At 35.2% G+C, this 26390-nt stretch carries 29 protein-coding genes and 1 pseudogene; 16 read left to right on the forward strand and 14 right to left on the reverse strand.

The features are described from left to right. Positions 1-81 precede the first annotated feature (81 nt). Together AC0L8O_RS02605 and AC0L8O_RS02610 are read left to right on the forward strand one after the other, a co-directional pair. Positions 82-303 carry a spore germination protein gene (locus tag AC0L8O_RS02605; protein ID WP_473446485.1) on the forward strand — a complete coding sequence of 74 codons (222 nt, stop codon included), beginning with the start codon at positions 82-84 and terminating at the stop codon, positions 301-303. A gap of 207 nt (positions 304-510) precedes the next feature. Next, a complete protein-coding gene (locus tag AC0L8O_RS02610) occupies positions 511-759 on the forward strand; it encodes a YueH family protein (RefSeq protein WP_026559003.1) in 249 nt (82 codons plus the stop codon). Between the two features lie 26 nt (positions 760-785). Here AC0L8O_RS02610 and hpaB read toward each other — a convergent pair. Beyond that, positions 786-2235 (reverse strand): annotated as a pseudogene (gene hpaB, locus AC0L8O_RS02615) (4-hydroxyphenylacetate 3-monooxygenase, oxygenase component). A 506-nt stretch (positions 2236-2741) separates the two neighbouring features. Between hpaB and AC0L8O_RS02620 the strand changes: the two are divergent. The 8 genes from AC0L8O_RS02620 to AC0L8O_RS02655 all read left to right on the forward strand — a co-directional run bounded on the left by AC0L8O_RS02620 (position 2742) and on the right by AC0L8O_RS02655 (position 10037). Further along, positions 2742-3965, forward strand: a complete 1224-nt coding sequence (locus AC0L8O_RS02620) for an EAL and HDOD domain-containing protein (protein WP_473446487.1) — start codon at positions 2742-2744, stop codon at positions 3963-3965. A 370-nt stretch (positions 3966-4335) separates the two neighbouring features. Next, positions 4336-4560 (forward strand): hypothetical protein, encoded by a 225-nt coding sequence (locus AC0L8O_RS02625; RefSeq protein ID WP_368657602.1) that lies wholly within the window; start codon positions 4336-4338, stop codon positions 4558-4560. Between the two features lie 315 nt (positions 4561-4875). Beyond that, positions 4876-5016: a DegQ family regulator gene (locus AC0L8O_RS02630; protein WP_026558999.1), complete on the forward strand. Its 141-nt coding sequence runs from the start codon at positions 4876-4878 to the stop codon at positions 5014-5016. A 134-nt stretch (positions 5017-5150) separates the two neighbouring features. After that, positions 5151-6107: a polyprenyl synthetase family protein gene (locus AC0L8O_RS02635; RefSeq protein WP_473446489.1), complete on the forward strand. Its 957-nt coding sequence runs from the start codon at positions 5151-5153 to the stop codon at positions 6105-6107. After that, the gene (gene comX / locus AC0L8O_RS02640) at positions 6092-6250 is read left to right on the forward strand and encodes a competence pheromone ComX (protein WP_473446490.1); all 159 of its coding nucleotides are present in this window, start codon (positions 6092-6094) and stop codon (positions 6248-6250) included. The genes AC0L8O_RS02635 and comX overlap by 16 nt, the downstream gene beginning before the upstream one ends. A 21-nt stretch (positions 6251-6271) precedes the next feature. Next, complete coding sequence (locus AC0L8O_RS02645; RefSeq protein ID WP_473446491.1) at positions 6272-8566, forward strand: histidine kinase; 2295 nt, start codon at positions 6272-6274, stop codon at positions 8564-8566. 127 nt (positions 8567-8693) lie between these two features. After that, on the forward strand, positions 8694-9335 hold the full coding sequence (locus AC0L8O_RS02650; protein WP_026558996.1) for a response regulator transcription factor: 642 nt from the start codon (positions 8694-8696) through the stop codon (positions 9333-9335). A gap of 321 nt (positions 9336-9656) precedes the next feature. Further along, a complete protein-coding gene (locus AC0L8O_RS02655) occupies positions 9657-10037 on the forward strand; it encodes a hotdog fold thioesterase (RefSeq protein WP_473448609.1) in 381 nt (126 codons plus the stop codon). Between the two features lie 47 nt (positions 10038-10084). Here AC0L8O_RS02655 and mnhG read toward each other — a convergent pair whose 3' ends face one another. Genes mnhG through AC0L8O_RS02690 form a run of 7 tightly spaced genes read right to left on the reverse strand, consistent with a single transcriptional unit; the run spans position 10085 to position 15841 of the window. Beyond that, on the reverse strand, positions 10085-10441 hold the full coding sequence (mnhG, locus tag AC0L8O_RS02660) for a monovalent cation/H(+) antiporter subunit G (protein ID WP_026558994.1): 357 nt from the start codon (positions 10439-10441) through the stop codon (positions 10085-10087). Then, a complete protein-coding gene (locus AC0L8O_RS02665; protein WP_026558993.1) occupies positions 10425-10709 on the reverse strand; it encodes a Na(+)/H(+) antiporter subunit F1 in 285 nt (94 codons plus the stop codon). Before AC0L8O_RS02665 ends, mnhG begins: the two co-directional genes overlap by 17 nt. A gap of 1 nt (position 10710) precedes the next feature. Further along, entirely contained in the window at positions 10711-11187 is a 477-nt protein-coding gene (locus AC0L8O_RS02670; protein ID WP_026558992.1) for a Na+/H+ antiporter subunit E, read from the reverse strand. A 5-nt stretch (positions 11188-11192) separates the two neighbouring features. Beyond that, on the reverse strand, positions 11193-12671 hold the full coding sequence (locus tag AC0L8O_RS02675) for a Na+/H+ antiporter subunit D (protein WP_473446492.1): 1479 nt from the start codon (positions 12669-12671) through the stop codon (positions 11193-11195). Then, a complete protein-coding gene (locus tag AC0L8O_RS02680) occupies positions 12664-13005 on the reverse strand; it encodes a Na(+)/H(+) antiporter subunit C (protein WP_078431259.1) in 342 nt (113 codons plus the stop codon). The genes AC0L8O_RS02675 and AC0L8O_RS02680 overlap by 8 nt, the downstream gene beginning before the upstream one ends. Continuing rightward, complete coding sequence (locus AC0L8O_RS02685) at positions 13005-13427, reverse strand: Na(+)/H(+) antiporter subunit B (protein ID WP_026558989.1); 423 nt, start codon at positions 13425-13427, stop codon at positions 13005-13007. The genes AC0L8O_RS02680 and AC0L8O_RS02685 overlap by 1 nt, the downstream gene beginning before the upstream one ends. 8 nt (positions 13428-13435) lie before the next feature. Continuing rightward, on the reverse strand, positions 13436-15841 hold the full coding sequence (locus AC0L8O_RS02690; protein WP_473446493.1) for a Na+/H+ antiporter subunit A: 2406 nt from the start codon (positions 15839-15841) through the stop codon (positions 13436-13438). Between the two features lie 231 nt (positions 15842-16072). Between AC0L8O_RS02690 and AC0L8O_RS02695 the strand changes: the two genes are divergently transcribed. After that, positions 16073-16300 (forward strand): hypothetical protein, encoded by a 228-nt coding sequence (locus AC0L8O_RS02695; RefSeq protein WP_473446494.1) that lies wholly within the window; start codon positions 16073-16075, stop codon positions 16298-16300. Positions 16301-16441: 141 nt separating this feature from the next. Continuing rightward, complete coding sequence (locus AC0L8O_RS02700; protein ID WP_473446495.1) at positions 16442-16999, forward strand: DUF5366 family protein; 558 nt, start codon at positions 16442-16444, stop codon at positions 16997-16999. Between the two features lie 262 nt (positions 17000-17261). Here the strand turns inward: AC0L8O_RS02700 and AC0L8O_RS02705 are convergent, their stop codons facing one another. Together AC0L8O_RS02705 and AC0L8O_RS02710 are read right to left on the reverse strand one after the other, a co-directional pair. Further along, a complete protein-coding gene (locus AC0L8O_RS02705) occupies positions 17262-17672 on the reverse strand; it encodes a thiol-disulfide oxidoreductase DCC family protein (protein WP_473448612.1) in 411 nt (136 codons plus the stop codon). A 30-nt stretch (positions 17673-17702) separates the two neighbouring features. Then, positions 17703-19553, reverse strand: coding sequence for a transglycosylase domain-containing protein (locus AC0L8O_RS02710; protein ID WP_473446496.1), 1851 nt, complete (start codon positions 19551-19553; stop codon positions 17703-17705). A gap of 542 nt (positions 19554-20095) precedes the next feature. Here AC0L8O_RS02710 and kapD point away from each other — a divergent pair. After that, positions 20096-20674: a 3'-5' exonuclease KapD gene (gene kapD, locus AC0L8O_RS02715; RefSeq protein ID WP_473448615.1), complete on the forward strand. Its 579-nt coding sequence runs from the start codon at positions 20096-20098 to the stop codon at positions 20672-20674. 91 nt (positions 20675-20765) lie between these two features. Here kapD and kapB read toward each other — a convergent pair whose 3' ends face one another. Further along, positions 20766-21149, reverse strand: coding sequence for a kinase-associated lipoprotein KapB (kapB, locus tag AC0L8O_RS02720; RefSeq protein WP_473446497.1), 384 nt, complete (start codon positions 21147-21149; stop codon positions 20766-20768). Between the two features lie 179 nt (positions 21150-21328). Between kapB and AC0L8O_RS02725 the strand changes: the two genes are divergently transcribed. Next, positions 21329-21529 carry a hypothetical protein gene (locus AC0L8O_RS02725; RefSeq protein ID WP_473446498.1) on the forward strand — a complete coding sequence of 67 codons (201 nt, stop codon included), beginning with the start codon at positions 21329-21331 and terminating at the stop codon, positions 21527-21529. Between the two features lie 184 nt (positions 21530-21713). Continuing rightward, on the forward strand, positions 21714-22208 hold the full coding sequence (locus AC0L8O_RS02730; protein ID WP_473446499.1) for a superoxide dismutase family protein: 495 nt from the start codon (positions 21714-21716) through the stop codon (positions 22206-22208). Between the two features lie 77 nt (positions 22209-22285). On the opposite strand, the gene AC0L8O_RS02735 is transcribed toward AC0L8O_RS02730, so the two are convergent. Beyond that, positions 22286-23605, reverse strand: a complete 1320-nt coding sequence (locus AC0L8O_RS02735) for an ATP-binding protein (protein ID WP_473446500.1) — start codon at positions 23603-23605, stop codon at positions 22286-22288. 246 nt (positions 23606-23851) lie between these two features. Continuing rightward, on the reverse strand, positions 23852-25024 hold the full coding sequence (locus AC0L8O_RS02740) for a MalY/PatB family protein (RefSeq protein ID WP_473446501.1): 1173 nt from the start codon (positions 25022-25024) through the stop codon (positions 23852-23854). Positions 25025-25121: 97 nt separating this feature from the next. Here AC0L8O_RS02740 and AC0L8O_RS02745 point away from each other — a divergent pair, with 97 nt between their 5' ends. Further along, entirely contained in the window at positions 25122-25391 is a 270-nt protein-coding gene (locus AC0L8O_RS02745; RefSeq protein WP_473448618.1) for a DUF1871 family protein, read from the forward strand. Between the two features lie 50 nt (positions 25392-25441). Here the strand turns inward: AC0L8O_RS02745 and AC0L8O_RS02750 are convergent, their stop codons facing one another. Further along, complete coding sequence (locus tag AC0L8O_RS02750) at positions 25442-26269, reverse strand: alpha/beta fold hydrolase (protein WP_473446502.1); 828 nt, start codon at positions 26267-26269, stop codon at positions 25442-25444. Positions 26270-26390: the final 121 nt, after the last annotated feature.

Below are 26390 nucleotides of genomic sequence, written 5' to 3' on the forward strand. Positions count from 1 at the left end.
CAAGAACCCTTCTTTTACCAAACACATAAGATAATGTATTGCTATCATTATTCATTTAGATAACGGAAGGGGAAAAAGATAATGCCGGCTTTTGTTGGTCCCATTGAATTAACTAGTATCAATAGCTCTGCAGTTTTTAAGGTTGGAGATACGTTTAGTTTATCTCCTAAATCCTCAAATAAGTCATCCTTAGGCGCTGGTGTAGCTAATACGGGGGATTTCACCGATACACAAAATGTTTTTAATATTACAAATTTTGAAGATAGTGATGTAATAGATCAAACTAACATTTTTAACTTTTAACTCATAAAGAAGTGCTTATCTAGTGAAGGATGCTTAATAAGCACTTCTTCTTTCTTACCGCTTAGGAAACTATAGAATCATTTGAATTGTGGATGAGTGCACTTACAGCCAGCTCCAGCGCTTTTGTTCCTAGCAAATTCCTGACAGCTGAAATTCGTTTGGACATCGATTATAATATTTTCATAGATTATTGAAAGGATGATTCGAATGAAAATAAGAAAAGCAAATGTGAAGAACGACAATATTACTATTACAAATGTGTATATTTATGAAAATAAAAAAGAGGAATACAGCTTAATCGCAATACCTGAAATTGAATGGTCTACGACAATTTCCTATGAAGAAAAAAGGGACGAGCTGTACAGTCGTTTAATTACTTCATTAGCAAAAAGTACGGAACAAGAGACAGCAGATGAACTAGCCAGAAAAGTACAACAGTGGGTTAGTGAAATGTAATAACATAACAAAAAAAGAGGCTTAAATCAAAAGGCCTCTTTATCTATTCCTAGCTCTAAAAATTCCTCTACTTCACGAATATATTCTTCCCGAGGATATCCATTATAAAGTGTTGAAGATAATCGAACAGGATCTCCAAAAAAATAACGTTCATATTGAGTTTGACGTGTTCCAAAACTGCTCATCGTTAAGTCCCAGGCAAGTCTAAATAATTTCGATTTTGTCTTGGCATCACAAGCAGATCCCTGACAATAACGGTTAATGTCTGACGATATATCAGATGCAAAATCCTCTTCAGATGGAATGGCTACCAAACCGCCTGCCCCTATCAACTGTATAATCTCCATCATACGCGGATACAGTTTAGGAAATAAATTAGATGCAACAAATAAAGAATGACTATTTGGTACCATTGTTCCCCATTCATCGATTTTCGCCTCTAGCTCAGAACGATCCAGTAAAGCCTTCATTGTTTCCAACCCGATAATCAACTCACTGATTTTATCCTGGATATGGTGGTATTCTGTGATATTTAAGGTCATAACCATTTTTTGTGCTAAACCAAGGATAAATTCTGATTTGACTATTTGTCTAATAATAACCTGATGAAGAGTATGTGGAGTGAAGCTGCTTCTTGAAAAGAGCTTAAGAGCCAAGTCTTGTCGATGATAAAAAGACACGGTTCCAAGGAACTAATACTTTATCAAACACAATCATTGTATCCATTTCATGAAAACGAGAAGAAAGTGGATGATTAAAGATTGATTCATCTTGTATAAAAGAATCACGGCAAATAAATTTTACTCCCATTGTATCGGTTGGAATGCTGAAGCAAAAGGCATATTCATCACTTTGTCCTGTCGGTAAAATTAAAATTTCATCGGTCATGCCTCCCTGTGTAGCTAACATTCTTGCTCCCTGAATAATTAAGCCATCTGCCGTCTTTTTCATAATCTTAGTAGCAATGGGCTGAATAGAATTTTCTTCATAGCTTAGTGATCGGTTTATTTGCGGGTTAATAAAGCTGTGGGTAAAGGAAAGATCATTTTCGCGAGCTGTTTCATACATCTTCAGCAAATTTTTGGAGAACTCTTCATCTTGTTCTTTAAGTAATGAGGCAGAAGCGGCGAAGGTCATCAAAACCGTATTTAAGTAATCAGGTGTTCTTCCCATTAGTCCAGCTGTTTTCTTTGCCCATGTCTTTATCATAAATCTTCTAGACTCTAGATCTTCTTTTGACTTGGGCTGTAAGAAAGATAATCCCACTCTTTGTGAAGTAGCAGGTGATGAATACGTCATTTTTGAAACCAGCTCAGGAGAAAGCTGCAAATCATAAAGAGATGCTTTTGCTTGCATAGCTCCCTTATAAGCAGGATGTTGAGATAATATGCCATGTATTTTTTTACCTTTTATCCATACATTTGGCTTCAGTTCATTCATACGGTTTAAGTATTGTTCTCCATCAATCGCAGGCATTGATTTCCACTCCTTACATCATATGTAACTACTATATGCCAGTAAATTTTGAGGGTGAGCATACAAAAGGTTAAAAACAATGTTGGAAATTGATGAAGAGTTATAAAAGGAATTGAAAAGGCAATAGGTGAATATTGTTAGTAATAATAATAAAAAACAAAATGTAAGCGTTTTCTGAATGTTTTATATTGAAGCTCTATGGAAAAAATATAGCTAATAATCTCTTTTCAAGGGTGTGAGAGGTATGCATGAAGAAAACTTTTTTAAAGGAATGCTTTGGGCAACGCTACTCAGTATTCCACTGTGGCTATCTTTTTTTGGATGGTTGAAATTGACATTAACATTTTTTCGTTTTTTATAAGAGAATATGAGCTTGAACATTTTAAAAATATAGGATAATAGTTGTGGGGATAAGAAAATATTCATAAATAAATGATTCACTATTTAAAAATCTGTAGTAGAATAGAGTTAATTAGAAATTATTGGTTATGTTGTATGGGGGATCAATGATGGAAGTTTTTGTCGCAAGACAGCCAATTTTTAACTTAAAAGAAGAAGCTATCGCCTATGAGCTTCTATATAGAGGGAGTAATGAAAATGTCTTCCCAGAGATTGATGGTGATCAAGCGACTACAGAAGTGATTATTAATAGTTTCTTGAATATAGGATTACATGACCTGTCAGAGGGAAAGAGATGTTTTGTTAACTTCACTGAAAGTTTGTTAAAGTCCAAAGTACCGACTTTTTTTAATCCAGGTTCAATTGTGGTTGAAATATTAGAAAATGTTGCTGTAGATGAGGACTTAATTTACACCTGTAAAGAATTAAAGGAATTGGGCTATACAATTGCTTTAGACGATTTTTTAATACAAGAGCAATCTGATCACTTTCCAAAACTGATACAGTATATTGATATTATTAAAGTTGATTTTCTTCAAACAACGAAACAGTTTCAAGAAGAAATGGTAAGAAAATATCAGCCGCACAATATTACGCTCCTGGCTGAAAAGGTCGAAACGAGAGACGACTTTTTATTTGCAAAACATGCTGGTTATACGTATTTCCAGGGCTATTTTTTTAGTCGTCCTAATATTATTTCCAGTCATGATGTACCCGTATATCTAAAAACGTATTATCACATATTAGCTGAACTATCAAAAACAGAGCCTGATATAGATGTGATCGCAACTTCCATTGAACAAGATATCTCCATTTCTTACAAATTGCTAAAACTAATCAATTCTCCCGCATTTCGTCCTGTAAATAAAATAGAGTCAATTAAGCAGGCGATTGTTTTACTGGGGTTAAATGAATTAAAAAAGTGGATTTATGTATTATCACTAAAGAGTATGAAAAAACCTGATGATCATGACATGCAGGAGGTTATTAAATTATCTTTGGTTCGTGGGAAATTGTGCGAACAAATTGCTCATTATCTTGGGAACTCACATTCTGCTCCATATATGTTAACAGGCATGTTTTCCTTAATTGATACATTGATGCACAGAAGTATATCAGAGGTATTAAAAGATTTGCCACTATCTGATGATATACAAGATGCCCTTCTTGGAAAAGAAAACGATTTACATAAGGTATTAGTTTGGTCGATTCAAATCGAAAAAGCGGATTGGGATATCAAAGACTTACCGATTTCTCAAGAAGAAATCAATCATTTTTATATAAAGGCCATTGAATGGGCTTCAAAATTAATGAAAGTGAGTGCCAATTAGTCTAACGGGCACTCATTTTTTTGTTGGTTAGCGAAATTATAAAATTCTTGAACTTTGGATAAGCGCTTTGACATCCAGCTTCAGCGCCTAGCCCCGAAGCACAGGACGTGCAAGTGCAGTCATTGCGACAGGATGTCGCGTTATTGACTGCCTCTAGGGTCTAGCCACAAATGAATTGAAGACAAAGAACGTCTGGCTATTCATTTGCGTCTTATTTGCCCGAGGCTGATCAAGGCGCTTGCGCTTTTGTTCATTATAGAATAAGAAAAGGAAGGAATAAGATCATTTATGTAGAATTGTACTGGTAGAATGGCAAAAATTGAATGTCCTCAACAATTTGATACTTAAATAAGGAGGTCTTGAACACTCTATGCGTAGGCAGCCAACATTTTTTGTACTTGACGATAAGATGGTTGCGGTGTTTTCGGTGGAAAAGGACAATTGTAAAGTAACAATGGAATGCTTGTTTTCAAAGACAGGTATAGAAGATTACACCTTAGAGTATCATGGACCTATTGAAAAGAAAGCTGAATTGATGAATTTAGCAATTGAAGAGGCTCATCATATTTTTGAAACGAACATTTTAACTGTATAAAAATAATCTGTAGAGATCTGCATGTAATAAACGTGCGGATCTTTTTTTTGAATCGTTCCTTCTACCCCCTTATAGTAGGTATACAATGCCGAATAGTATGTTGTTTATTTAAAATGACATAAAACAGGTGAAAAGAACAATAAAACTAGGGTCGAAAATGTATAATTTGGACTATTGCGTTTTAGTTGCGGTATCACGCATTATGCCTTACGAATTATTTTCGGTGCGAACAGATCGTATTTGAATTAAAATGAATATATGAAAACACGTTAAACTGGTTTGGTTTTGTTACCAATCTATGAGGAGTGTGAAACTGTGAATCAGAAGAAAATCGATGAAATGACTGAGTTATTACTTCGAATTGAAAAAGAGTTAAAAGAATCAAAACAGTCGCTTGAACTACTTAATAAAAGTATTGACAAATATGATAAATATGCATTTTTAAATGTATCTTAAGAAACTTGGCTGATAGCCAAGTTTTTTTTATTGACATATTTTGGTCCTTGGGGTAAAAATGTATTAGATAATAGGTATAATAGATTCTTTTTCTATTAAAAATACCAGGTATATAGTAATATAAGCATATGGAGGTGAGTGGAATAGAATTATCATCTAAGGTAGTGAAACAACAAATGATTAATACCATTACCTCATGTGTGAACAATACTGAATTAAAGAATCTTTTACTCTCTTTTTTAACGAATAAAGAGGATCTTCCATTTGCACAGTTAACACTGATTCATTATCAATCTTTTGGTGGAAATGATAAGGAAATTACACAATTAGCAGCTGCGGTAGAGCTTCTCGTTTTATCTTTTGATATGCTTGATGATCTCGAGGATTTAGATAATGTGGACGAGCCTTGGATGAAAATTGAACAACCAATAGCCCTTAATGCTGCAACAACTTTGTATACATTGAGCAAGCTAGCTGTTTTATCCCTTCAATCTTCGCTTAAGTATCAGATAGTAGAAGCATTCATCAAATTTTCTATTCAAGCAATGGAAGGACAACATGTAGATTTAAAAAACTCCATTTTGACTGAGGAAGACTGTTTGGAAGTCATGAAAAACAAGTCCGGTTCATTAATAGCCCTTGCCTCAGTAAGTGGCATGCTGCTTGCCGGCACAAATTCTCCAGCTGTAGAAGAGTATTCATATCAAATAGGTATTGCAGCGCAAATCGATAATGATTTTAGAGATCTATTTAATCCACTCAAAAATGATGTATCTTCACAAAAGAAATCACTGGCATATCTATATCTTCAAAAAAAATACAATGATCACGCCATAGAAATTTTAGAAGGCTTCAATAGTGGCATGCCAATCAACGAATACTTTGGCAGCCCGTTAAATCTAAAACAAAAGCTGATCGATGCCGGGGTCGCCCAATACTTAAACGTTATAAAACAAATTGCGATCAACAAAGCAACCCGAATGATCAGGCAATTACCAATTGATGATAATCAAAGTGAGCGTTTAATTGCTCATTTGATCATAAAATTAAATCCCAAAAACAAGGAGAGATCACTATGCAAGAAATCGTAAACTTTCTAGTTGAAAACCCGGATGTATTAGAAAAAGTAGTAAATGGAGAAGCTAGTTTACTAGGTGTAGATTTAGACGATGTTTTAGGATTAATTGAAGGAATTAAGGAAGCAGGGAAGATGTTTAGTACGTACTGGTTATAAAGCTAATGAAGGGTGTTTGTAATGCATAATAACTTCAACAAAACATTTATATTCTTTGTTGTCCTTAGCGTAGTCTTTTCTATATATATAATAACATTGAATATTAACCATCCCTATGTTGGAGCAAATGTAATAATAAATGAAAATGAAGAAATTATTGTAACAAATCTAGAACCTAATTCTTGGGCTGAAAAAAGAGGAATCCGTATAGGAGATGTAGTTGTTGAGGTTAACGGAGATAATCCTTTAAAGCACAAACCTATAGTTGATTACCATGTACTTGAAAAAGTAGACTCATTCTCCCTTAGTAGAGAGGGCGTTATTAAAGAGTATACAGTTTTAAATGAAACGATTTTTAGCACGCAAAGTTTGCTTATAATTATTATTCCTTTTACTGTTTTAACCCTGTGTTTATTTTGCAGCTTTTATATTTATAAATCAAATAAAAGGGCAAACCTTAAATCTGCAAATTTATTGAATATGTTTTTGTTAATTATTGCAGTGGCTTATCTTAGCGCAACAGGATCGTCAAAAGGTGATATTATTTGTAGATATGTAAACTTGTGTTTATTTTTATTGGTACCTGTGACGTACCTGCATTTCTTATATCAATATTTTATTGAACTGGGGAAAAATTTATTTAGCCATAACTATATAAAATTTGGTTATATAATTGTAACAATTAACTTATTACTTGAAGTGGTTAAGGATATAATTGGGTACAGTAGTCAAACTAATAAAATCATAAATTTAATTTCCTTCTTCATAATGCTAGTTATGACTTTTGTACTGAAATTTGTTGGTTTGAAAAAAATAAAATATTCGGAGCAGGCCTATATAGTGAAAGTGTTAATCGTGACAAATGTATTAGCATTTTCACCATTTTTACTTTTCTATGTATTACCATTTATAATATTTCAAGATTATGTTTTCCCGCCAACGTTTCTAGCAACCTTTTTATTACTTATACCATTTTCACTCGTATATCAATTTTTAGCCACTAAAATATATGATATTGAATTCTTACTTGGACGAATTAGATATTATTCATTGTTAGCGGTAATACCAACCTTTGTAATGGTAGGAATTATGCTTACTCTAAAAGAAAAAAACCCGGATTTTTATCAAATTCAGCTTTCAGTAGCTATCTTTTTCTGTCTGATCCTAGTCTTCTACATCAAAGAAATCTTCGACTTCCGTTTTAGGCTTAAGCGATTTTCTGAGAAATACAATTATCAGGATAGTATCTTTAAATATACTCAAAGTATCCGAAAGGCGAGTAATTTAGATCAGGTTATTTCTGAGCTGAAGCAGGTTATTGTGGATGTGTTGCTTGTCAGCAAGGCTTATTTTATTGAAGTTGATAAGCTTAAGAATATTAGATCAATAGATCCACAGGCTAAGGAAGCAGATTATGGAGCATATGTTTCTGAAATCCAAGAAGTTTCTAATGAAATTGGTAAGATTATTGAAGTGGATAAAGGGTTTATTATTAATATAGGTGTAACAGATGATCGCAGCTATGTGTTAGTGTGTTTATCTATATTAAATACGCCGATTTTAACTCGCGATGAAATATCATGGTTAAAGACACTTTCCTTTTATACGAATGTTTCATTGGAAAATTTCTTGAAAATCGATGAGTTGATGCAGCATTTGCAAAAGGTTGAAACAGAGGGGGAAAATCCTGGCTGGTTAACAAAGCTTTTATTTTCAATTGAGGAAAAACAGCGTTCTAACTTAGCGAAGGATTTACATGACTCTGTTTTACAAGACTTAGTCTCATTAAAAAGACAGTGTGAATTAGCGCTGGCTGAGGCAAATAACGAAGGATTAAAAAGTCAGTTGCAAAACATGAATAGTAGTATGACACGGATTATTAAAACAACTAGAGAAACCTGCCAGGAATTACGTCCTCAGTTACTTTATGATTTAGGTCTTGTAAAAGCTTTAAATAAATTAGTAGCTCAATATCAAGAAATTGTGAACTTTGATATTCGATTAAATACAGGAAACTTCACAATAACATTAGATATTGATGCACAGTTGAATATTTATCGAATTGTCCAGGAGTTACTCACAAATGCACATAAGCATTCACAGGCAACCAATGTTCTCATTATTTTAGTTTGTATAAAAGATAAAATCGTTTTTCATTACGAGGATAATGGAGTTGGCTTTGAGCCTAGTGAATTGGAAGATAAAGCAGAGAGTATGGGGCTTTCAGGTATAAGTGAGCGGGTTAAGGCTCTTAAGGGCTCTTTTTCTGTTGAAACCTCACTGGGCAATGGTCTAAAATTAGATATTGAAATATAATAGGACTTGGTTAACTACCAAGTCCCTTTTTACAAGGCTTGAATATAAGGCAATTTGGAATGGAAGGGAAAACCTTCTATTCCAAATTGCCTTAATGTAGGAAATAGGTTTTCTGAAAGGAGTTCTTATGATACACATATTAGTTGTGGATGATCATCCAGCGGTTAGGGAAGGTACGAAAGCGATCTTGGAAGCCGAGGAAGGTGTAAAAGTGGATTGTTTAAATCCGCCTTATACTGAGGAAGCTTTCGAAAAACTTGATTTTTCACCGTTTGATGTTATTTTAATGGATTTAAACTTAGGTGAAGTTAATGGAATGGAGCTTTCTAAAACAATATTAGATATGAAAGAAACGTGTAAAGTCATTCTTTACACGGGTTATGATGTTGATGATTATTTTGAAGAGGCACTTCGACTAGGTATACATGGTGCAATTAGTAAAACAGAATCAAAGCAAAAGTTACTTACATATATTCGCCTTGCTATAGAGGGAGATATCGTTGTACCTTATCAATTCTTCCAAAAGCTGCTGTCACAAAATCAAGTTCATGCAGAGCACTCTGAAGCGATAGAAGAGGTGTTTAATGAGCGGGAGAAAGCCATTCTTCAAGAAGTAGAAAAAGGACTTACAAATCAGGAAATTGCTGATAACCTTCATTTAAGTAAAAGATCAATAGAATACAGTTTAACATCTATTTTTAACAAATTGAATGTTAGTAGTCGGACAGAAGCGGTATTGATTGCAAAATCCAATGGGGTAATCGATTAATTTTTACATTTTCAATTCTGTGAAAAAGGATAAAAATATATGGAAATAGGAAATGAAGGCAAAGAACTCCTTCATTCCAGTTCGCCTTATGCTCAGCGTCTTGCTTTTCTAAAATTTTACAAAACCTAAACATAGACTCAACATTGCCATGATGTTTATCCTTTATGATCTTAATTATACCCTTTACTAGTAGAGGAGGTTATGATGGATATTATGGCAGTGTGGCCGGTATTACTTTTAATTTGTGGATATTTTACTCTTGTGGTGTATGTGCTAAGGAAATAAATTGAATGCGGGGTAGGGATTCCAATGGAATTGAACATGAAGAAAACATTAATGGAAGCACTGGGAATTGAGTTGGTTTCAGTGACAGACCATGAAGTTATTGCAACAATGCCTGTTGATCATCGTACACATCAACCATTCGGTTTGTTACACGGAGGGGCTTCTGTCGCTTTAGCTGAAACTGTGGCAAGTTTTGGTGCTTTTCATTTAATAGATCAGGAAGCAGAGGCTTGTGTTGGCCTTGAAATCAATGCCAATCATATACGTGGAAAGAAATCAGGTATTGTTACTGCTTATGGCAAACCTGTACATCATGGTAAAACGACAATGGTGTGGGAAGTGAAGATCGTTGATGAAGAAAACCAACTAATATGTCTTTCTAGATGTACAATAGCCATTTTAAAGAGGAACAAATAATTTAACCTTTCCCATAGTTAAACAAAAAAAGTAGACGAGCACATGGCTCATCTACTTTTTTGTTTGGATCGGACTTTGGCCAAATCATCTTGAACACTTTTGTTCCATAAAGGTACTCCTGTATTGTAAGCCGCTCTACTAATTAAATGACCTGCAACAGGTGCAGTGACGAAGACAAAAATAATCCCTAGCAAGACTCTTGAATTCGCATGATGATCAATGAGAATGTAATGGAGAAATAAACCTAGCAGAATACTGATAACTCCTAATGTTGCACTTTTAGATGCTGCGTGATTACGCGTATAAACATCAGGAAGTCTTATAACACCAATTGCTGCTACTAAACTCAAAATCGCTCCTTGGAGTATAAGAAAACCTACGATGAATTTACTGATTTCGATCATTCTCGATAATCTCTCCTTTCTCCAAGTATTTAGAAAAGGCAACTGTTCCGATAAATGCCAGTATCCCCAATAAAAGGATAACCTCTACGAACGCACTTGTGTCAAGGACAATGGAGATAATGGCCGTAATACCAATTAAGTTAATTCCGATTGCATCTAAAGCAATAACGCGATCAGGAGTTGAAGGACCTTTCACTAATCGATAAACATATAACAGTGTTGAGAATGCCACGATAATAAGTGAAATGGTCATGATAATCTTAAACATATTAACGGCTCACCTCCTTAATCGCCTTTTCGAACGTGTTTTTAATATCAAGCTTTGCTTGCTCAACATCGTCAATATCCATTGCATGAATATATAACGTCTTATTATCCTCAGAAACTTCGAGAACAAGTGTACCAGGTGTTAACGTAATCAGATTGGATAAAATCGTAATTTCCCAATCCTTTTTCAATTCTGTCTCTAGTGCAAAAATACCCGGACGTAACTCAAGCTTTGGAGATAGAATGACTTTTAACACCGAGATATTGGATTTAATAAGCTCGATCAGAAAGATACCAATAAGTCTGATGACCGCTATAATATTTAAAAAATAAAAGCGGTGATCAAAAAAACGTCTTAGAGCAAAGATAATGATAAACCCGAAAAAGTATCCCTTACAAAATGCCAGGGAAGAATAATCATTTGATAGAAACATCCATATAAACGCTAGAAAAACGTTAAGTAAAATTTGAAATGCCATATGCACTACTCCTTCAATACGGCTTGAATATAGATTGATGGATCAAGTAGAGTATCGGCAGCCTGTGATATATAAGGTGATAAGAATTCTACACCGAAACCATACGCAATAGATAATGCTAAAAGAATTGCAATTGGGATGAGTAACCCTTTTGGTGACGTTTGTGCAATTGCCTCTTTATTTGGTTCTCCCCAGAAACCATGTATGAAAATCTTCATGATAGAATAGAGAACCAATAAACTTGAAAGTAAAACAACAAAAGCAATCGTATATTCACCAGCTTCGAAGCCGCCTTGAACAATTTTAAGTTTTCCTACAAATCCGCTTAACGGTGGTATTCCGGCAAGAGACAAAGCAGAGATAAAAAACATCCAGCCTAATAAGGGATGGCTAGCAATTAAACCACTAAACTTGCGTAAATTACTCGTACCTGTAATGGCTACAATAGCTCCTACCAGGAAGAATAAGGCTCCTTTAATAATCATATCATGAACAAGGTAGTAAACAGATCCTTCAATAGCATTTTGTGTATTTGCCGCAACACCAAAGAGAATAACTCCCACAGCAGTGATGATATTATAGATCACAATTTTCTTTATATCCCAATAGGCAATCGCTCCGATCACTCCAAAAACAATCGTTAATGCGGATAACCATGCAAGAATCTCATGAGTAAAGGTCGGTTCATGATAGAAAATAAGTGTAAAAACACGGGTAATGGAATATACCCCGACCTTAGTTAGTAATGCTCCAAAAAGTGCTGTTACAACAGCAGGCGGTGCCTGATAGGAACCGGGGAGCCAGAAATGTAACGGGAAAATTGCACCCTTTAGCCCGAAAATTACTAAGAAAAGAATAGCAATGACCGTTAATAACCCTGATTGACCCATTTCCGCAATTCTTACACTTAAATCAGCCATATTTAATGTTCCTGTTAAGGCATAAAGATAAGCTACAGCAATGACGAAAAGGGCAGAAGAGATGACATTCACAAGAATATATTTTATTGATTCCCTAAGTTGATTCTTTGAACTCCCTAAGACGATCAACATATAGGATGACATCAGCATGACCTCAAAGAAAACAAACAGATTAAATATATCACCTGTTAAAAATGCTCCCGTGACACCTAGTAGAAGGAACTGTACACCAGGATAAAAGTGAAATTTTTCTCTCTCAGCAGTAGTTGATGAGAAGGCAAATAACAGGGAAGTGAAGCCAATAATTGCAGTAGTTAGAACCAATAAGCTAGCATACATATCTGCAACTAGAACAATCCCATAAGGCGGTACCCAGTTTCCAATCTCTAATGTTTGAATTCCGTTTGTATGAACAGTTTGAACGACTATAATCGCAACGATCACACTAGCTAAGGATGCAATAGCGCTTAGCCATTTTTGAATTTTAATGTTTTTATTGAAAAAGATTAGAATAATCCCCATCAGTAATGGGATGACAATAGGTAAAATAATTAAGTTATTCATATTGATCATTTCCCCTTAGTTGATCCATATCATCTGTTCCTAATTCCTGATATGAGCGATAGGCAAGAACAAGGAAAAATGAAGTTACCCCAAAGCTAATAACGATTGCAGTTAAAATCAACGCTTGTGGAAGTGGATCAACATAGACTTCTGCATGTTCTCCGAGCAACGGTGCAGCTCCTTTTTTCAGACCGCCCATTGTTAAGATGAGTAAATGAGCTCCATGACTAAGTAAACCTGTACCGATGATAATTCGTAATAAACTTTTAGATAACATTAAATAAACAGCAGCAGAAAATAAAATACCGACAACAACAGACATTAATATTTCCATTATTCCGTCTCTCCTATCGTTTGAATAATGGTCATCGTTACACCAATAACAACAAGATATACACCTAGATCAAATAAAACAGCTGTGGCTAAAGCAGTTTCACCCAAAAATGGTAACTCAACATAGCTGAATGTATGAGTTAGAAATGGGACCTTAAAAAAGAATGACCCAATCCCGGTGAGAACAGCTATGAGCAGCCCGGTAGCTGTCAACTTTATATAATCAAGCGGTAACGTATTGACAACGGTCTTGATATCAAATGCCAACAGTAAAAGTACTAAAGCCCCTGCCGTCATTAATCCGCCTATAAAACCTCCACCCGGTGTGTAGTGTCCGGAGAAGAAGAGATGTAAGGAGTAGAGGATGATGATAAACACAATAACTTTTGTAGCTGTTTGAAAGATCACATCATTTGTTTTAATGTTTTTCTTCACCCTTCTTCCCCCTTTCTGACTTTTAAGCGAATCATCCCATAAATGCCTAGAGCAGCAATTCCTAATACGGTTATTTCAAATAATGTATCGAAGCCTCTAAAATCTACAAGAATGACGTTAACCATATTTTTTCCGCCTGCAAGCTTGTAGCTATTTTCAACAAAGTAAGTTGAAATGGTTTCAGTTACACGTTGACTGTTTGCAGCTAATGCAAGAAGTGTAACGATTGTTCCAACACCTAATGAAATAATAAGATTTGTTAGTTTGAAATTCAGTTTCTTTTCTTTCTTCTTAAATTCCGGCAGATGATAAAAGCAAAGCAAGAATAAAGCTACAGAAACTGTTTCTACGCAAAGTTGTGTTAATGCAAGGTCAGGTGCTCTAAATAATACAAAAAACAGGGATAATGAATATCCGACAGAGCCTAACGCAATGATCGCTGTTAACCGTGACCTAGATAATAAAACAGTAATTGTACCAATTACCATCACGATGGCAAGCACAGCTTCATATATTCCAACAGGTGCTGTATCGGCTAAAGAAAAGGAAAACCCACCGGTTAGAGCAAGGGAAGTTCCTAATATTAAAATAAAGAATGTAAAAATATAAGCTAGATAATCTCTGATAAATCCTGTCATGTAAAATCTTGTTAGACGGAAAGAGGATTTATCCAGCTGAACCAATGCTGCGTCATATCCTTTGTTAAGCGTAAGCTTCTTTGGGAACAAGCCATATACGGATCTCCATTTTGTAAGAGATAAATAGCCAATGACACCTAAAGCAATGACACCAAGTGTCATAAACAGCTCAACCGTAAACCCGTGCCAAGGATAAATATGAACATGGAAATGTCCCTCTTCTCCTAATAAAGCAGGTATAACCGACGCCATTGCAGGTTCGATAATGGTATATGCTAAGATATTAGGGAAGAAGAAGAAAATAATCACTAGTGAAGCTAAAATGATTGGCGAAATAAGCATACCAATTGGTGCTTCATGGGGTTTCTTCTCTAGTTTTTCCGGTTGATATTTCCCTGTAAATGTTTTAAAAACTAATACCATGCTGTAAATAAAGGTAAAGACACTTCCAACCCAAGCTATAATTGGGAAAAGAAGACCAATGGTTTCAATATTAAATACATCCATTTCAAGTACTCGTATCATACTTGTGAAGAACATTTCTTTACTCAAAAATCCGTTAAATGGAGGTAAGCCAGCCATTGAAAAAGCTCCGATAATCGAAATGGTAAAAGTTATCGGCATAAGACTCATTAATCCACCAAGTTTTCGTATATCACGTGTACCTGTTTCATGATCAATAATACCGACAACCATAAATAAACTTCCTTTAAAGGTAGCATGATTGATTAAATGGAAGATTGCCGCCAATGTGGCTACTGTATAGTAGCTGTTATCGATAGAGTCAAGTACAAGTGCTGCGGAACCAATCCCAAACATTGACATGATCATACCTAATTGACTGACAGTTGAGAATGCTAATATTCCTTTAAGGTCGGTTTGTTTGACTGCATTAAATGATCCCCAGAACATCGTGAAAATTCCAAAGGATGACACAATCCAAAACCATTCAGGTGTACCAGCGAATACAGGACTAAAACGGGCGACGAGATATATCCCTGCTTTTACCATTGTTGCTGAGTGAAGGTAGGCACTGACAGGCGTTGGAGCCTCCATCGCATCTGGTAACCAAATATAGAACGGGAACTGAGCTGACTTTGTAAATGCTCCGAAAAGCACAAGAATGAGTGCAGGTACAAATAATGTATGATCTGTTATTTGTGGGACCTGACTAATTATGTCTCTAATGCTGAAGGTGTTTGTCATGATGTAAAGCATGATGAAACCACCAAGCATGAGTAGTCCGCCAAAAATAGTGATAATCATCGATTTTTGTGCACCGTAACGGGATTTTTCTCGATTGTACCAATACCCAATGAGTAGGAAAGAAGAAAGAGAAGTTATCTCCCAGAACGTGTAAAGTACAATTAAGTTATCAGATAAGACAACCCCAAGCATTGCTCCCATGAACAATAACAAATACACATAGAAGGTGTTTAACTGTTCCTTATCTTTTGAAAGATAGTAAATTGAATAAAGAACAACTAACGCACCTATACCTGAAATTAATAAGGCAAATAATAGTCCCAGACCATCTATGTATGCTGTAAAGTTAATACCGAGAGAAGGGATCCATTCCATCGTTTGGCGGATAGTGTGTCCGTGCATGGTATCTTCAATAAATTGTATAAAGTATGTGAAGAGTATAACTGGTAAAACCAGCACGAACCAGCCTGTATGTATTTGACGGAAAAACTTATACAGGAACGGAATCAAGATGGCGAGCAAAAAGGGCGATAAGATGGCCACATGTAATAACGTCATTTTTTTAACCTCCTTACAGTATTCATTATTTCATCTGGCTTTTCAGTTTAAGAAAAGAAAAAATCCATCCTTAACATTTACTGAGTTATTATGTTCCAGATTGTGGACAACTATGAAATGATAGCAAAAATTGCTCATTTCAGGTTCATATGAACATAAAAATGATAACAAATTTCTGCTGACTTGTATATTATAAAAGTCCAAAGAGCATCCTAACCTTGAGGTGATTCCATGCACAAAGCAAGGATTTTTGTTGCAGGATGCTTATTTTCATGCTTGTTCAGCGGTGCTTGGTACGTGAACGAAAAAGTAAAAAGAGAATATGTAGAAGCTGTTTCATTTGACGATTCCGCGATTCGGTTAACAAATACAGAAACACCTATTGAGAAATTAACAGAGGAAGCGAATGTCTTTGAAAAGTTTCGCCCACGGGAATATGTTCGTGTGGTCATTCGTTAACAGGATGTGAGAATAAATACATCCTGTTTTCGTATGTCTGCCACAAGAGTTGTGATGAAGGCCAACATAGTCTTGTCAAAACCTTTCCTCTACTTCATAATTAAGTAGATCTGATCATTTTATAGAGTAAGGAATTTGACCATGAAAAACACATACTTTACAAGTTATTTCCCACTTATAACAATTTTACTTTTTAGTGCTTCTCTTTCCATTTCGACAGTTATGATTGTCATTGATTATTTACAGACATTTGGCATTTATGATGGAATGCTTGAGTTTTTCTCAAATAATGGAATAAAATTGGCTTTGTTTATCCTTTTTGCTCTTTTGTATTTTATGGTTTTTTCTGCATTAAAACTAATAGCGAACACTGTAACAGAGGTTTCACTGTTGTTTTTTTCAAAAGATGTTGCAGGGGAGAACTTAACGAAAATTAGAGGTGGATCAGTTATTTATTTAGTAGGTGGTTCTTTATCTTTAATTGCCGTGCAAAATCCAATCTTTATTATTGCGATTTTTCTGCTTTCGACACTTGGATATTTCATCTATATCGTTTATAAGATTAGTCAAACACTGACATCTTTTTCATTAGTAGGATTGGTTTTATTTCATGTTCTTTTTTGGTTTATCTTTATATTAGGGACCTTATATATTTGTTTTAGGCTTTATAATAGTATTATGGCTAGTTTACCTGTATAAAAAAGATGGCTTTTGACATTTGTCAAAGGCCATCTTTTTTATACAGGTAATGTTAAGACTAAGTTTTGTTTCATTATGCTCCAGACACTTGCTTTCCGCGGGGAGGAAGCCAAGCCTCCTCAGCTTCGCCTGCGGGGTCTCGGCCTTTCCTATACCTCCCGCAGGAGTCAAGTGTCTTCCGCTCCATTCCACTAAAATTTAAAAATTAGTATTTAAAAGCATCAAACTTTACGACGAAAAAGCCTATAAAAATAGCCTACTCCTACTGTAAAAATCGATTTCTTACTTCTTTACTAGGGATCATACACTGGTCTTTTTGACCGAACCATTTATAACGATTTTTTGCGACTAAATCATATATCGTATCAGCTATTGGTCTTGGGGTCAGTTTTAGTATAACAGCTAAAAATTTCCACTTACCGCCTAACTGACGGCAAATTTCTCTCACGGCTGTTGATTTTGTGTAGTAATGTTGACCTTGTATAAAGACCAAACTATTTAAATTAGTTGTTGAGAGTTGATGTTCATGTAACAATTCTTGCCCTTTGTTCGACTGCAGAGCAGCAAATTTTATGACCCCTTTGTGATCGTGGCGAATTAAGAATTGAACAGATCGATCACAAAAATGACAAACTCCATCAAAAAGCAATATAGAGGCATTATGGTTATTCACCAACTTAAACCCTCCCCTAAGTAGAATGAGTTACTTCATCATCTCTTTCCATATTAGTTGTTGAGGTGATTGGGTATACATTCTTTCAATGTTAGCAGGCTGATCTTTTCCAACCCAAACTGCCCCTGTATAGGTTTCTGTCAAACCGGCAAACCAAAGATCATAATAATTGTTAGAAGTGCCTGTTTTTCCTCCGATATAATCACTTGGAAAGTATGCCTTTTGCCCTGTGCCACTTTTTACAACAGCTGACAGTAATGAAAGCATCTGTGTATTGGTTGATTCCTTCCAAACACGTGTAGGGTCTTCCTTCCATTCATAGAGGGTTTGCCCATTTAAATCCGTTACTTTGGTAATCGCATGGTTTTGATAAAAGATCCCTTTATTACCAAAGGTTGTATAAGCATTTGTCAATTCAAGTGGAGATACACCGATGCTGACACCACCAATTGCAGCTGGAAGCTGATGGTCGCTATTGGAGATGTTGGCAAACTGAAAAGGATCTAAGTAAGAAAATCCTTTTTCAATTCCTATTTGATCGAGTAAGCGAACTGCTGCTGTATTATAGGAATATTTTAGGGCTGTCTCCAATGTGACTTTTCCATAATTTTTACCACTATAATTTTCCGGGCACCAGTCATCCTTACAAAATTCACCTGCGTCAATTCTTGAGGTAGCTGTTGCACCGGTAATATCAATGTAGGGAGCATAATCCAATAGTGGTTTTATTGCTGAACCAGGTTGTCTGTAAGCTTGATATGCTCTGTTAAATGAATATTTTTCATAATTTTTACCACCGGATAATGCAACAATTTTGTGTGTTTTATGATTAATGACTGCAGCTGAACCTTGAATATCATTTGATGGAATATACTGTTCTATTGCACGTTCTAATGTATTCTGACGCTCAGTTTCCAATGCTGTATGGATAATAACACCCTTGCTTAATACTTGATTCACTTTTTCATTTAGTTGTTTTTTAAGGGTATCTTTATTTTTTGCTGATTCTGCTTGTGGAGCTAAGCCTTCTTTTTCAGCGATTAATTGTTTTAACTCGTGATGAACATATGTCACATAGTCGGCATTAGTATCTGTCCGGGTTTTTATGGAAAGGTTGATAGAATCTTTCAAAGCATCCTGCAATTCATCACTTGAAATAGAACCATTATCATATAGAATCTGAAGCAATCTTTCCTGCCGCTCTTTCGTTGCTTGAAAGTTTTTTACCGGGTCGTACATTGTCGGGTTATTTGGTATAGCACTAATAAAGACAAGCTCAGCCAAGCTTAGTTCCTGAATTTGTTTATTAAAATAATAACTGGAAGCTGTCCCGATTCCATATGTTCCATTTCCGAAGTATATGGCATTTAAGTAGGCTTCTAAGATCTGTTCCTTTGTGAAGTTTTTTTCCAGTTGATAGGAATATAAAAGCTCACTTAATTTACGATTATAAGATTGTTCGTGTGATAAATAAACATTCCGTGCTAATTGCTGGGTAATGGTACTCCCACCCTGCTCAACCGATTGAGATTGGGCATTAATTAAAACTGCCCGAAGCATACCTGATGCATCAAATCCGATATGTTCAAAAAAACGCTTATCTTCTGATTCGATGTATACTGTTTTGACAACATCCGGAATATTTTCATATGAAAGATATGTTCGGTTTTGTTGATCAGTAACAATCTCTGATATTAGACGACCCTCATGGTCAAAGACATAGCTGTTTTCAACGAGTTGGACAGAATCGATAGGGATTTTTTCATCTAATACAGTTCCCAATCCTTTTACTGCTTGAGATTCCTTTCCTGCTATAAATCCGCAAAGGAGGAAAATGGGAACCATAATAAAGATACAAATCCAGCCAAATAATCTCCGCATACATTCACTTTCTTTCTATATTAGTAGACAAGGCTTATTTAAGGTCATTAGTCCTATTGTACATGATTTTCTTAAAAATAAGCGTATTGATTGTATATGTTCTAAAAAAAATTATACCTAACAATCCTGCCAGTTGAATATATTTAAAAAGAATCGTCCACCTTAAATAGATACTTATCCCACCTTAACGGGCAGTAAAGCTCCCGCTTAAGTTTCGAGAAGAAGCTAAGAAGATGAGTGGGAGATAACTGCCCGTAAAGATCCTTCGAACGATTGACGTCCAAGTCTGGTTAGACTAAGGATGTGGCGCTCCTGAGCGTGACAAGTCCAGCTAGCCATCAGTAGGGATAGGGAAAATCCCACTGATGGAAGTCTCACTATAAAAAAATAGTCAAGGGATATTTCATTATTTTTCGGAAAATTGAAGTTCTTTCTAGCGCTTCGGTGATATAATGAAACTAACAAACTATTTCTTAGTAAAGGAGGAGTGAAGCAGATTGGAGGGACAAGAGCAATTACTATTTATTGATTTTGAATTTACAATGCCAGAAGGAAAATCCAACCCAAAGGGGTTTTACCCTGAAATAATTGAAGTGGGTATAGTTTCTGTTAAAAACCAAAAGATTGAAGAGCAATTCTCCTCATACGTAAAACCAAACCAATTCCCCAATTTGAGTGAACGATGTAAAACCTTTCTGCAAATTTCACAGGAAAAAATAGACCAGGGTATGACGTTTACAGAACTATTAAGTATTTTATCTAATTATAATCAAAAAGCCCCTACAACAGTTATTACGTGGGGGAATATGGATATGAAAGTATTAAGACATAATTGTGAAATGAATAAAATAGAATTCCCGTTCACGGGTAAATTTAGAGATTTATCAATGGAATATAAAAAGTTCTTTGGAGATCGTAATCAAACCGGTTTATGGAAGGCTGTTGAAGAATACGGAAAGAAAGCTACTGGAAAACATCATCGTGCACTGGATGATGCTCTAACTACCTATAATTTATTCAAGTTAGTTGAGGATGATAAGCGTTATTTACAAAAACCGACTCCACCTACAATTGGAGACCGAATTGATTTATCAGAGGTTTTAAATAAATATGCCACATAACTTTATCGATGGAAGTAAACAAAGAAAAAAGCTCAATAACAATATTGTATGAAGTGTGGAGTAATATTGTTATTGAGTAAATCATTTACGATTATTTAGAGAAGTATTCTTTTTCCAATACATGTAGTCTGTTTAACGACTGTTGTGCCCACTCAGTGTTCATTTCTTCTAAATCCTGTTTCATGGCTATCACAGCTTTCTGTAAAGACTGATGATAATCAGGTATATCTCCATCATAAGATTTAACCATCTGCTTTGGTACATTTGTTTGTTCATTAAAAGCTAAAGCTCTTCGTTCATGAAACATTTGGACATCCACCTGTTTCGGATTATGTAAATCTCCTTGTTGAGGATGCTTAATCACAGCTTTTACTTGGACTAAGTAATGCATTTGGCGAATGTCCGTAACAACTCCGATATATTTTCCTGTTTTATAAATCCCTGTTACAACATCTCCAATTTTCTTTTCTTCCACTATGTTTACCCCCTTAAACTAATCTTCATTTAAATGAACTACTCCCTGTCTATACTACCATTTATTTCATTATGTCGGTATTCCAACGCAATTGTGAACGTTTTGTTTTATCTGCTTTTGCGAACTAGTGAAAATCAAAAAATCTTGCTATAGTAGGACAAAGAGAGGGCGTGAATAAATTGGATTATCTAAACCCTGTAATAGGATTGTTCTTATATTTCCCGGAGGATAAAACGGAATATATTCCAGCAGCTATAACAATGGTCATCTTTACCATCGCAGCGTTTTTTGCTTTCCGTTTTATATTAAAAGTATCAAAAAAAGAAGAAGACAAAGTGGATAAATTAATGAAGGCAGGCAAACAGTCAAAAGAAAAGTGAGTATCTAACCTGTTTTTGCAATCGCTCACAGTTTTGTGTTCTTAAATAGTATAAAAACAGATTGTAAGGCGAAAAATACCCTTTAGCCAATACTTTTGTTGGAGGGTATGATGAAACATATAACTTTTTTTCTATTGTATTTCTTTTTGTATTAACCGGTTGTATGGAAAAGGAAATCACGAAAATGGATGTTGAAATGTTTAATACAAGCGGTGATTCTCTAGGGACAATTAAACTGTCGGAGCAGTCTGAGGGTGTCGAACTGGACGTTATGCTGGAGGGATTGCCGGATGGGGAGCTAGGGTTTCACATACATGAAAAAGGAACATGTGAAGCTCCCGAGTTTAAATCTGCTGGTAATCATTTTAACCCTGATGAAAAGCAACACGGCTTACTTCATCCGGAAGGAGCACACGCAGGGGACCTGCCAAACATCGTTTCGGAAAATGGGAAAGCTGAAGCAACATTAATGGCTCCTCAGCTAACGTTAAAGGCTGACAAGAAAAACTCCTTGCTCCGTCAAGAGGGTACGTCTATTGTCATAACAGATGGTAAAGACGACGGTATGTCCCAACCTGCAGGCAATTCAGGACAGAGAATCGCATGTGGTGAAATTACTGAAAAAGAGGCAGAACGAAGCGATAAGAAGGAAGTTAAGCCTGAAGAGGAAGAGGAATGAACAAAAAAGGATGACTAACAATCATCCTTTTTTGTGTATAAAGTATGTATGATAAAAAAACAATATCTATCATTATTCTATCCTGAATTTTGGTGTACCTCAAATGGGTGTGTGGTGCTTTTGTTGACATAGAAGGGCAATCGAACAACAGCAATTGTTCCTTTGTTTAGTTCACTTGAATATTTAACAGATCCGCCGTGACTGTTTATGATGCTGTAGGTAACGGTTAATCCGAGACCAGTCCCATTTTCTTTAAGCGAATAATAAGGCTCTCCCAACCGTTCGATTTGTTCTTTAGTCATTCCAACCCCATTATCCGAAATCTTAATATAAATAAGTTCTTCCTTCACTTCAGCTTTAATAGACACGATACCGTTGATACTTGGAACAGCTTCAATAGAATTTTTAATAATATTTATAAATACTTGTTTTAATTTTGAACGGTCACCAAAGACATACAAGTTTTTTTCGATATCACAGTTGAATCGTACAGTTTTGAAATTAGCATACGAAGTCATTAAAACAGTAATTTCATTTAGAGTATCAGTTAGGTTGATTTTTTCCTTTTGAACCTTGTGTTGACCAGCCATTCCAAGGTAGTCTGTGATGATGGATTGAGCTCGGTCTAATTCGGCAAGAACGAGATTCATATATTCTTTTCGTTGATTATCTGTGCTATCGGTTGAGTTTCCAATAAGCTGAACGAAGCCCCGAACAACAGTCAGTGGATTTCTGACTTCATGGGCTACACTCGCGGCAAGTTCACTCACTATTGATAGCTTTTCGGCTTTCACTAACTCTAATCGTAAAACAGCTGTTGCTCTCATATATTCAATTAGGTAAACGGATAAGGCCAGCATTAGTGTTAAAATGAAAATGGAAACCCCGACAAGGATAATTTGTTGAAAATGAATTGATTCAATTTTTGAAACGCTTACAAATAAAAATACTAATAAAGTGAAAATCAGAATACTTGCGCCATAAAGCAGTGTGTATATGAATTTTTTCTTTAAGGTATATGTAAGCCAACGATTCCGAATCGATAGTGAAATGATACCATAGAGTAATATACTAATAATCAGATAAAACAAACTATAATCATACGGATACACGAAATAAGCTATTGTTGAAAGAAGAATAACAAAGCCGGAAATATAGCCGCCGTATACAAAGCCAATAAATAAGGGGATTGTGTGCAAATTAAAATATACCCCATTATTAATTTCAATAGGAGCAATAATGCAAAGAATAGATGAAATCATGCATCCGATTGTGATCAAAGGTATATTCGTTTTCAATGCATTAAGATCATTCCTGCTTAACCAAAAAAGATGAAAGATAAAAATTGGTAAAATAACAAATGTAGTTTGTAGGATGATATCTTTTACGAGATCCATTATTAGTCACCTTTAGTTAGTAAAAGTATTTTCTGTCTAATTATACCATTACTTGAAGGGGATTTGTTTAAATTTTTAATACTTTAAGAAAGTTTAACTATGTTAAGGATTAAAGTATAGAAAAGACATCGACTCCTCCATTCTTGGCAGTAAGTATTGTTTTTAAAAATAACTGGACTTTTATATACCAAAAACTCTTCAGATATCAACTGAATGATTATCTAAAGAGTTTTGGAGGTATCGTTATTAAGCTTTTAAAGCTGTGACAAGCCTTTCCATTCCTTCAATAATAGTTGATTTTGGACAGGCAATATTCATTCTTAAAAAACCTTCACCATTTTCTCCAAATTTAGATCCGATATGTAATGCTAGTTTCCCTTTTTTAAGTAGAAGTTCTTGTAATTCTTTATCTGTTTTATTTAAACTTCTTGCATCAAGCCATACAAGATATGTGGCTTCGGGTCTCATGACTTTCACTTGGGGAAAATGCTCTTTTAAATAGTCTTCAATTATGACAACATTTTCCTCCAAATATGGGAGAAGTTCATCAAGCCATTTTTCACCATAAGAGTAGGCTGCTTCCATTGCATCCGCACCTATTGTATTAATGCTCAAAAGACCGAAAAGTTGTTGAACATCGTGATATCTTCGTTTAAGAGAATCATTAGGAATAAGCACGAGAGAAGCCTGGAGTCCCGCTAAATTAAATGTTTTACTTGGTGCGATACATGTGACTGTCTGCTTAGCGATATCCTCTCTAAGTGATGCGATTGGTGTATAACTACTACCGAATAATAAAAGATCTGAATGAATATCATCTGAAATGATGATAACATTATGCTTAATACAAAGATCACCGATTTTAGTCAATTCTTCCCGCGACCAAACACGTCCACTAGGATTATGCGGATTACAAAGGATAAACAACTTTGTTTTTTCGTCAGAAAGCTTCGCTTCAAGGTCATTAAAATCAATCTCATAGCGGAAATCTTCATTAAGAATTAATTTATTGTATAATACTTCTCTTTCATGCTTTTGAGCAATTTCAAAGAACGGATAATAAACAGGTGGTTGAACGACGATTTTTTCGTCATGAGATGTAAAAGCATGAATAGCTAAACTAATTGCCGTTACAATCCCGGGGCTATATGTGATGGTTTTAGGATCAATCTCCCAACTATGCCGTTTTTTTAACCAGCTCTGCACAGCTTTTTCCATATTTGCCCCCGGCATTGTATAACCAAAAATTCCATGATCAACACGGGAGTGTAATGCAGCTGTTACTTCTTCAGGTACTGAAAAATCCATGTCAGCTACCCACATTGGCAAGACATTTTCCACACCGAAAATTTTCTTTGTATAGTCCCACTTAACTGAATCTGTTTGTTTTCGATTAATCACTTTATCAAATCGACTCATTGATCATCACACCTCATCTTTTTATAGGATAGATTCTAATATATACTCTTACTATAAGTATGTTACAATGGCAGTGCAAAAAATAAGATTATCAAAGGTGAAAAAATTGGAAGCACAACAAACGAATTTGAAAATTATGGATGTATTGTTACAATGGGATCCTTTAGGTTATGGGGCAGGCCATTATGAAACAGAGGTAGTTGATGTGTTGCAAGCAGTACATCTTTTTGAAGAAGAAATAAAACTTGCAAGAAAAATACAAGCCATTTTTGAATTTTCTTTTGAAGAAATTATTCCACTTTCCGATTGTGAAAGGATGGCCAAAAAACTTTTATACATAAAAAACAACTCAAGCTGTGAGATGTAATACTTTGAAGTAGGATATAGAGGCAGCCCTTATGGACATAAGGGCTTTTTTTATGTTGCCTGGTAAAAAAATGAAGCAATTTTTTCAGATACGTGTTCAGGTCTTTCTTCAGGGACAAGGTGCCCTGTTTGTTTAAAGGAAAAAAACGTAGAATTTGGTAAATCCTTTTTTAATCTTTCCCCGATATGAACTGGTACGACTTTGTCTTCATTTCCCCAAAGAAGTAAGCTTGGTTGTTCAATTAGCTTTAATTCTTCTGACGAAAGATCACCTTCATGATCACGAATCATCCGGTTTAATGCTCTGAAAATTTTATCATCTAGAAACGGCTTCATATATCCATCCATCATTTCCTGGTCAATAAGAGACCGGTCATGCACAACATTGTATAAATTTTTTAAAACACCTTGTCTTGCCAGCCAATGTTTTATCCCTAAATAGAAATAGGGAAAATAAGAACCGAGCTTTAAACTAGGGTGGACACCTTTCATATAGCCTGAGCTGCATAGTAATGCCACTTTTTCGAATAAATCAGGTCTCTGCTTAGCGGCATTTAGAGAAACCTGTCCACCCATTGAATGTCCCACAAGGTATGCTTTCTTTATATTTAACCCTTCTACTAATTGAATAACGACCTTTGCCATGTTTGAGTAAGAATGGACAAAATTTGTTGATTTTTCTGTTTTACCAAAGGGAGGTAAATCAATTGTCACAAGTGTAAAATCCTCCTGTAAGATTGGAATAATCTTACGATAACAAAAGCTGGAGGAAAGAAATCCATGAATTAAGACAATGGTTGGATTATGAGGATGATGTTTATATACCTCATAGTGAACGTTAATGCCAAGTATTTTCATGGCACTGCAATAATAATCCATAAGCATTCACTCCAATTTTCCTATAAAATATTGTCGATTGTATGATAAAATATTAGATTGATTTAACATGTTGTTTTTTTTAGGATTTACGGAAATATAAAAAACACACATGTAAAAATCT

The organism is Metabacillus sp. KJ11-3, assembly GCF_055808295.1.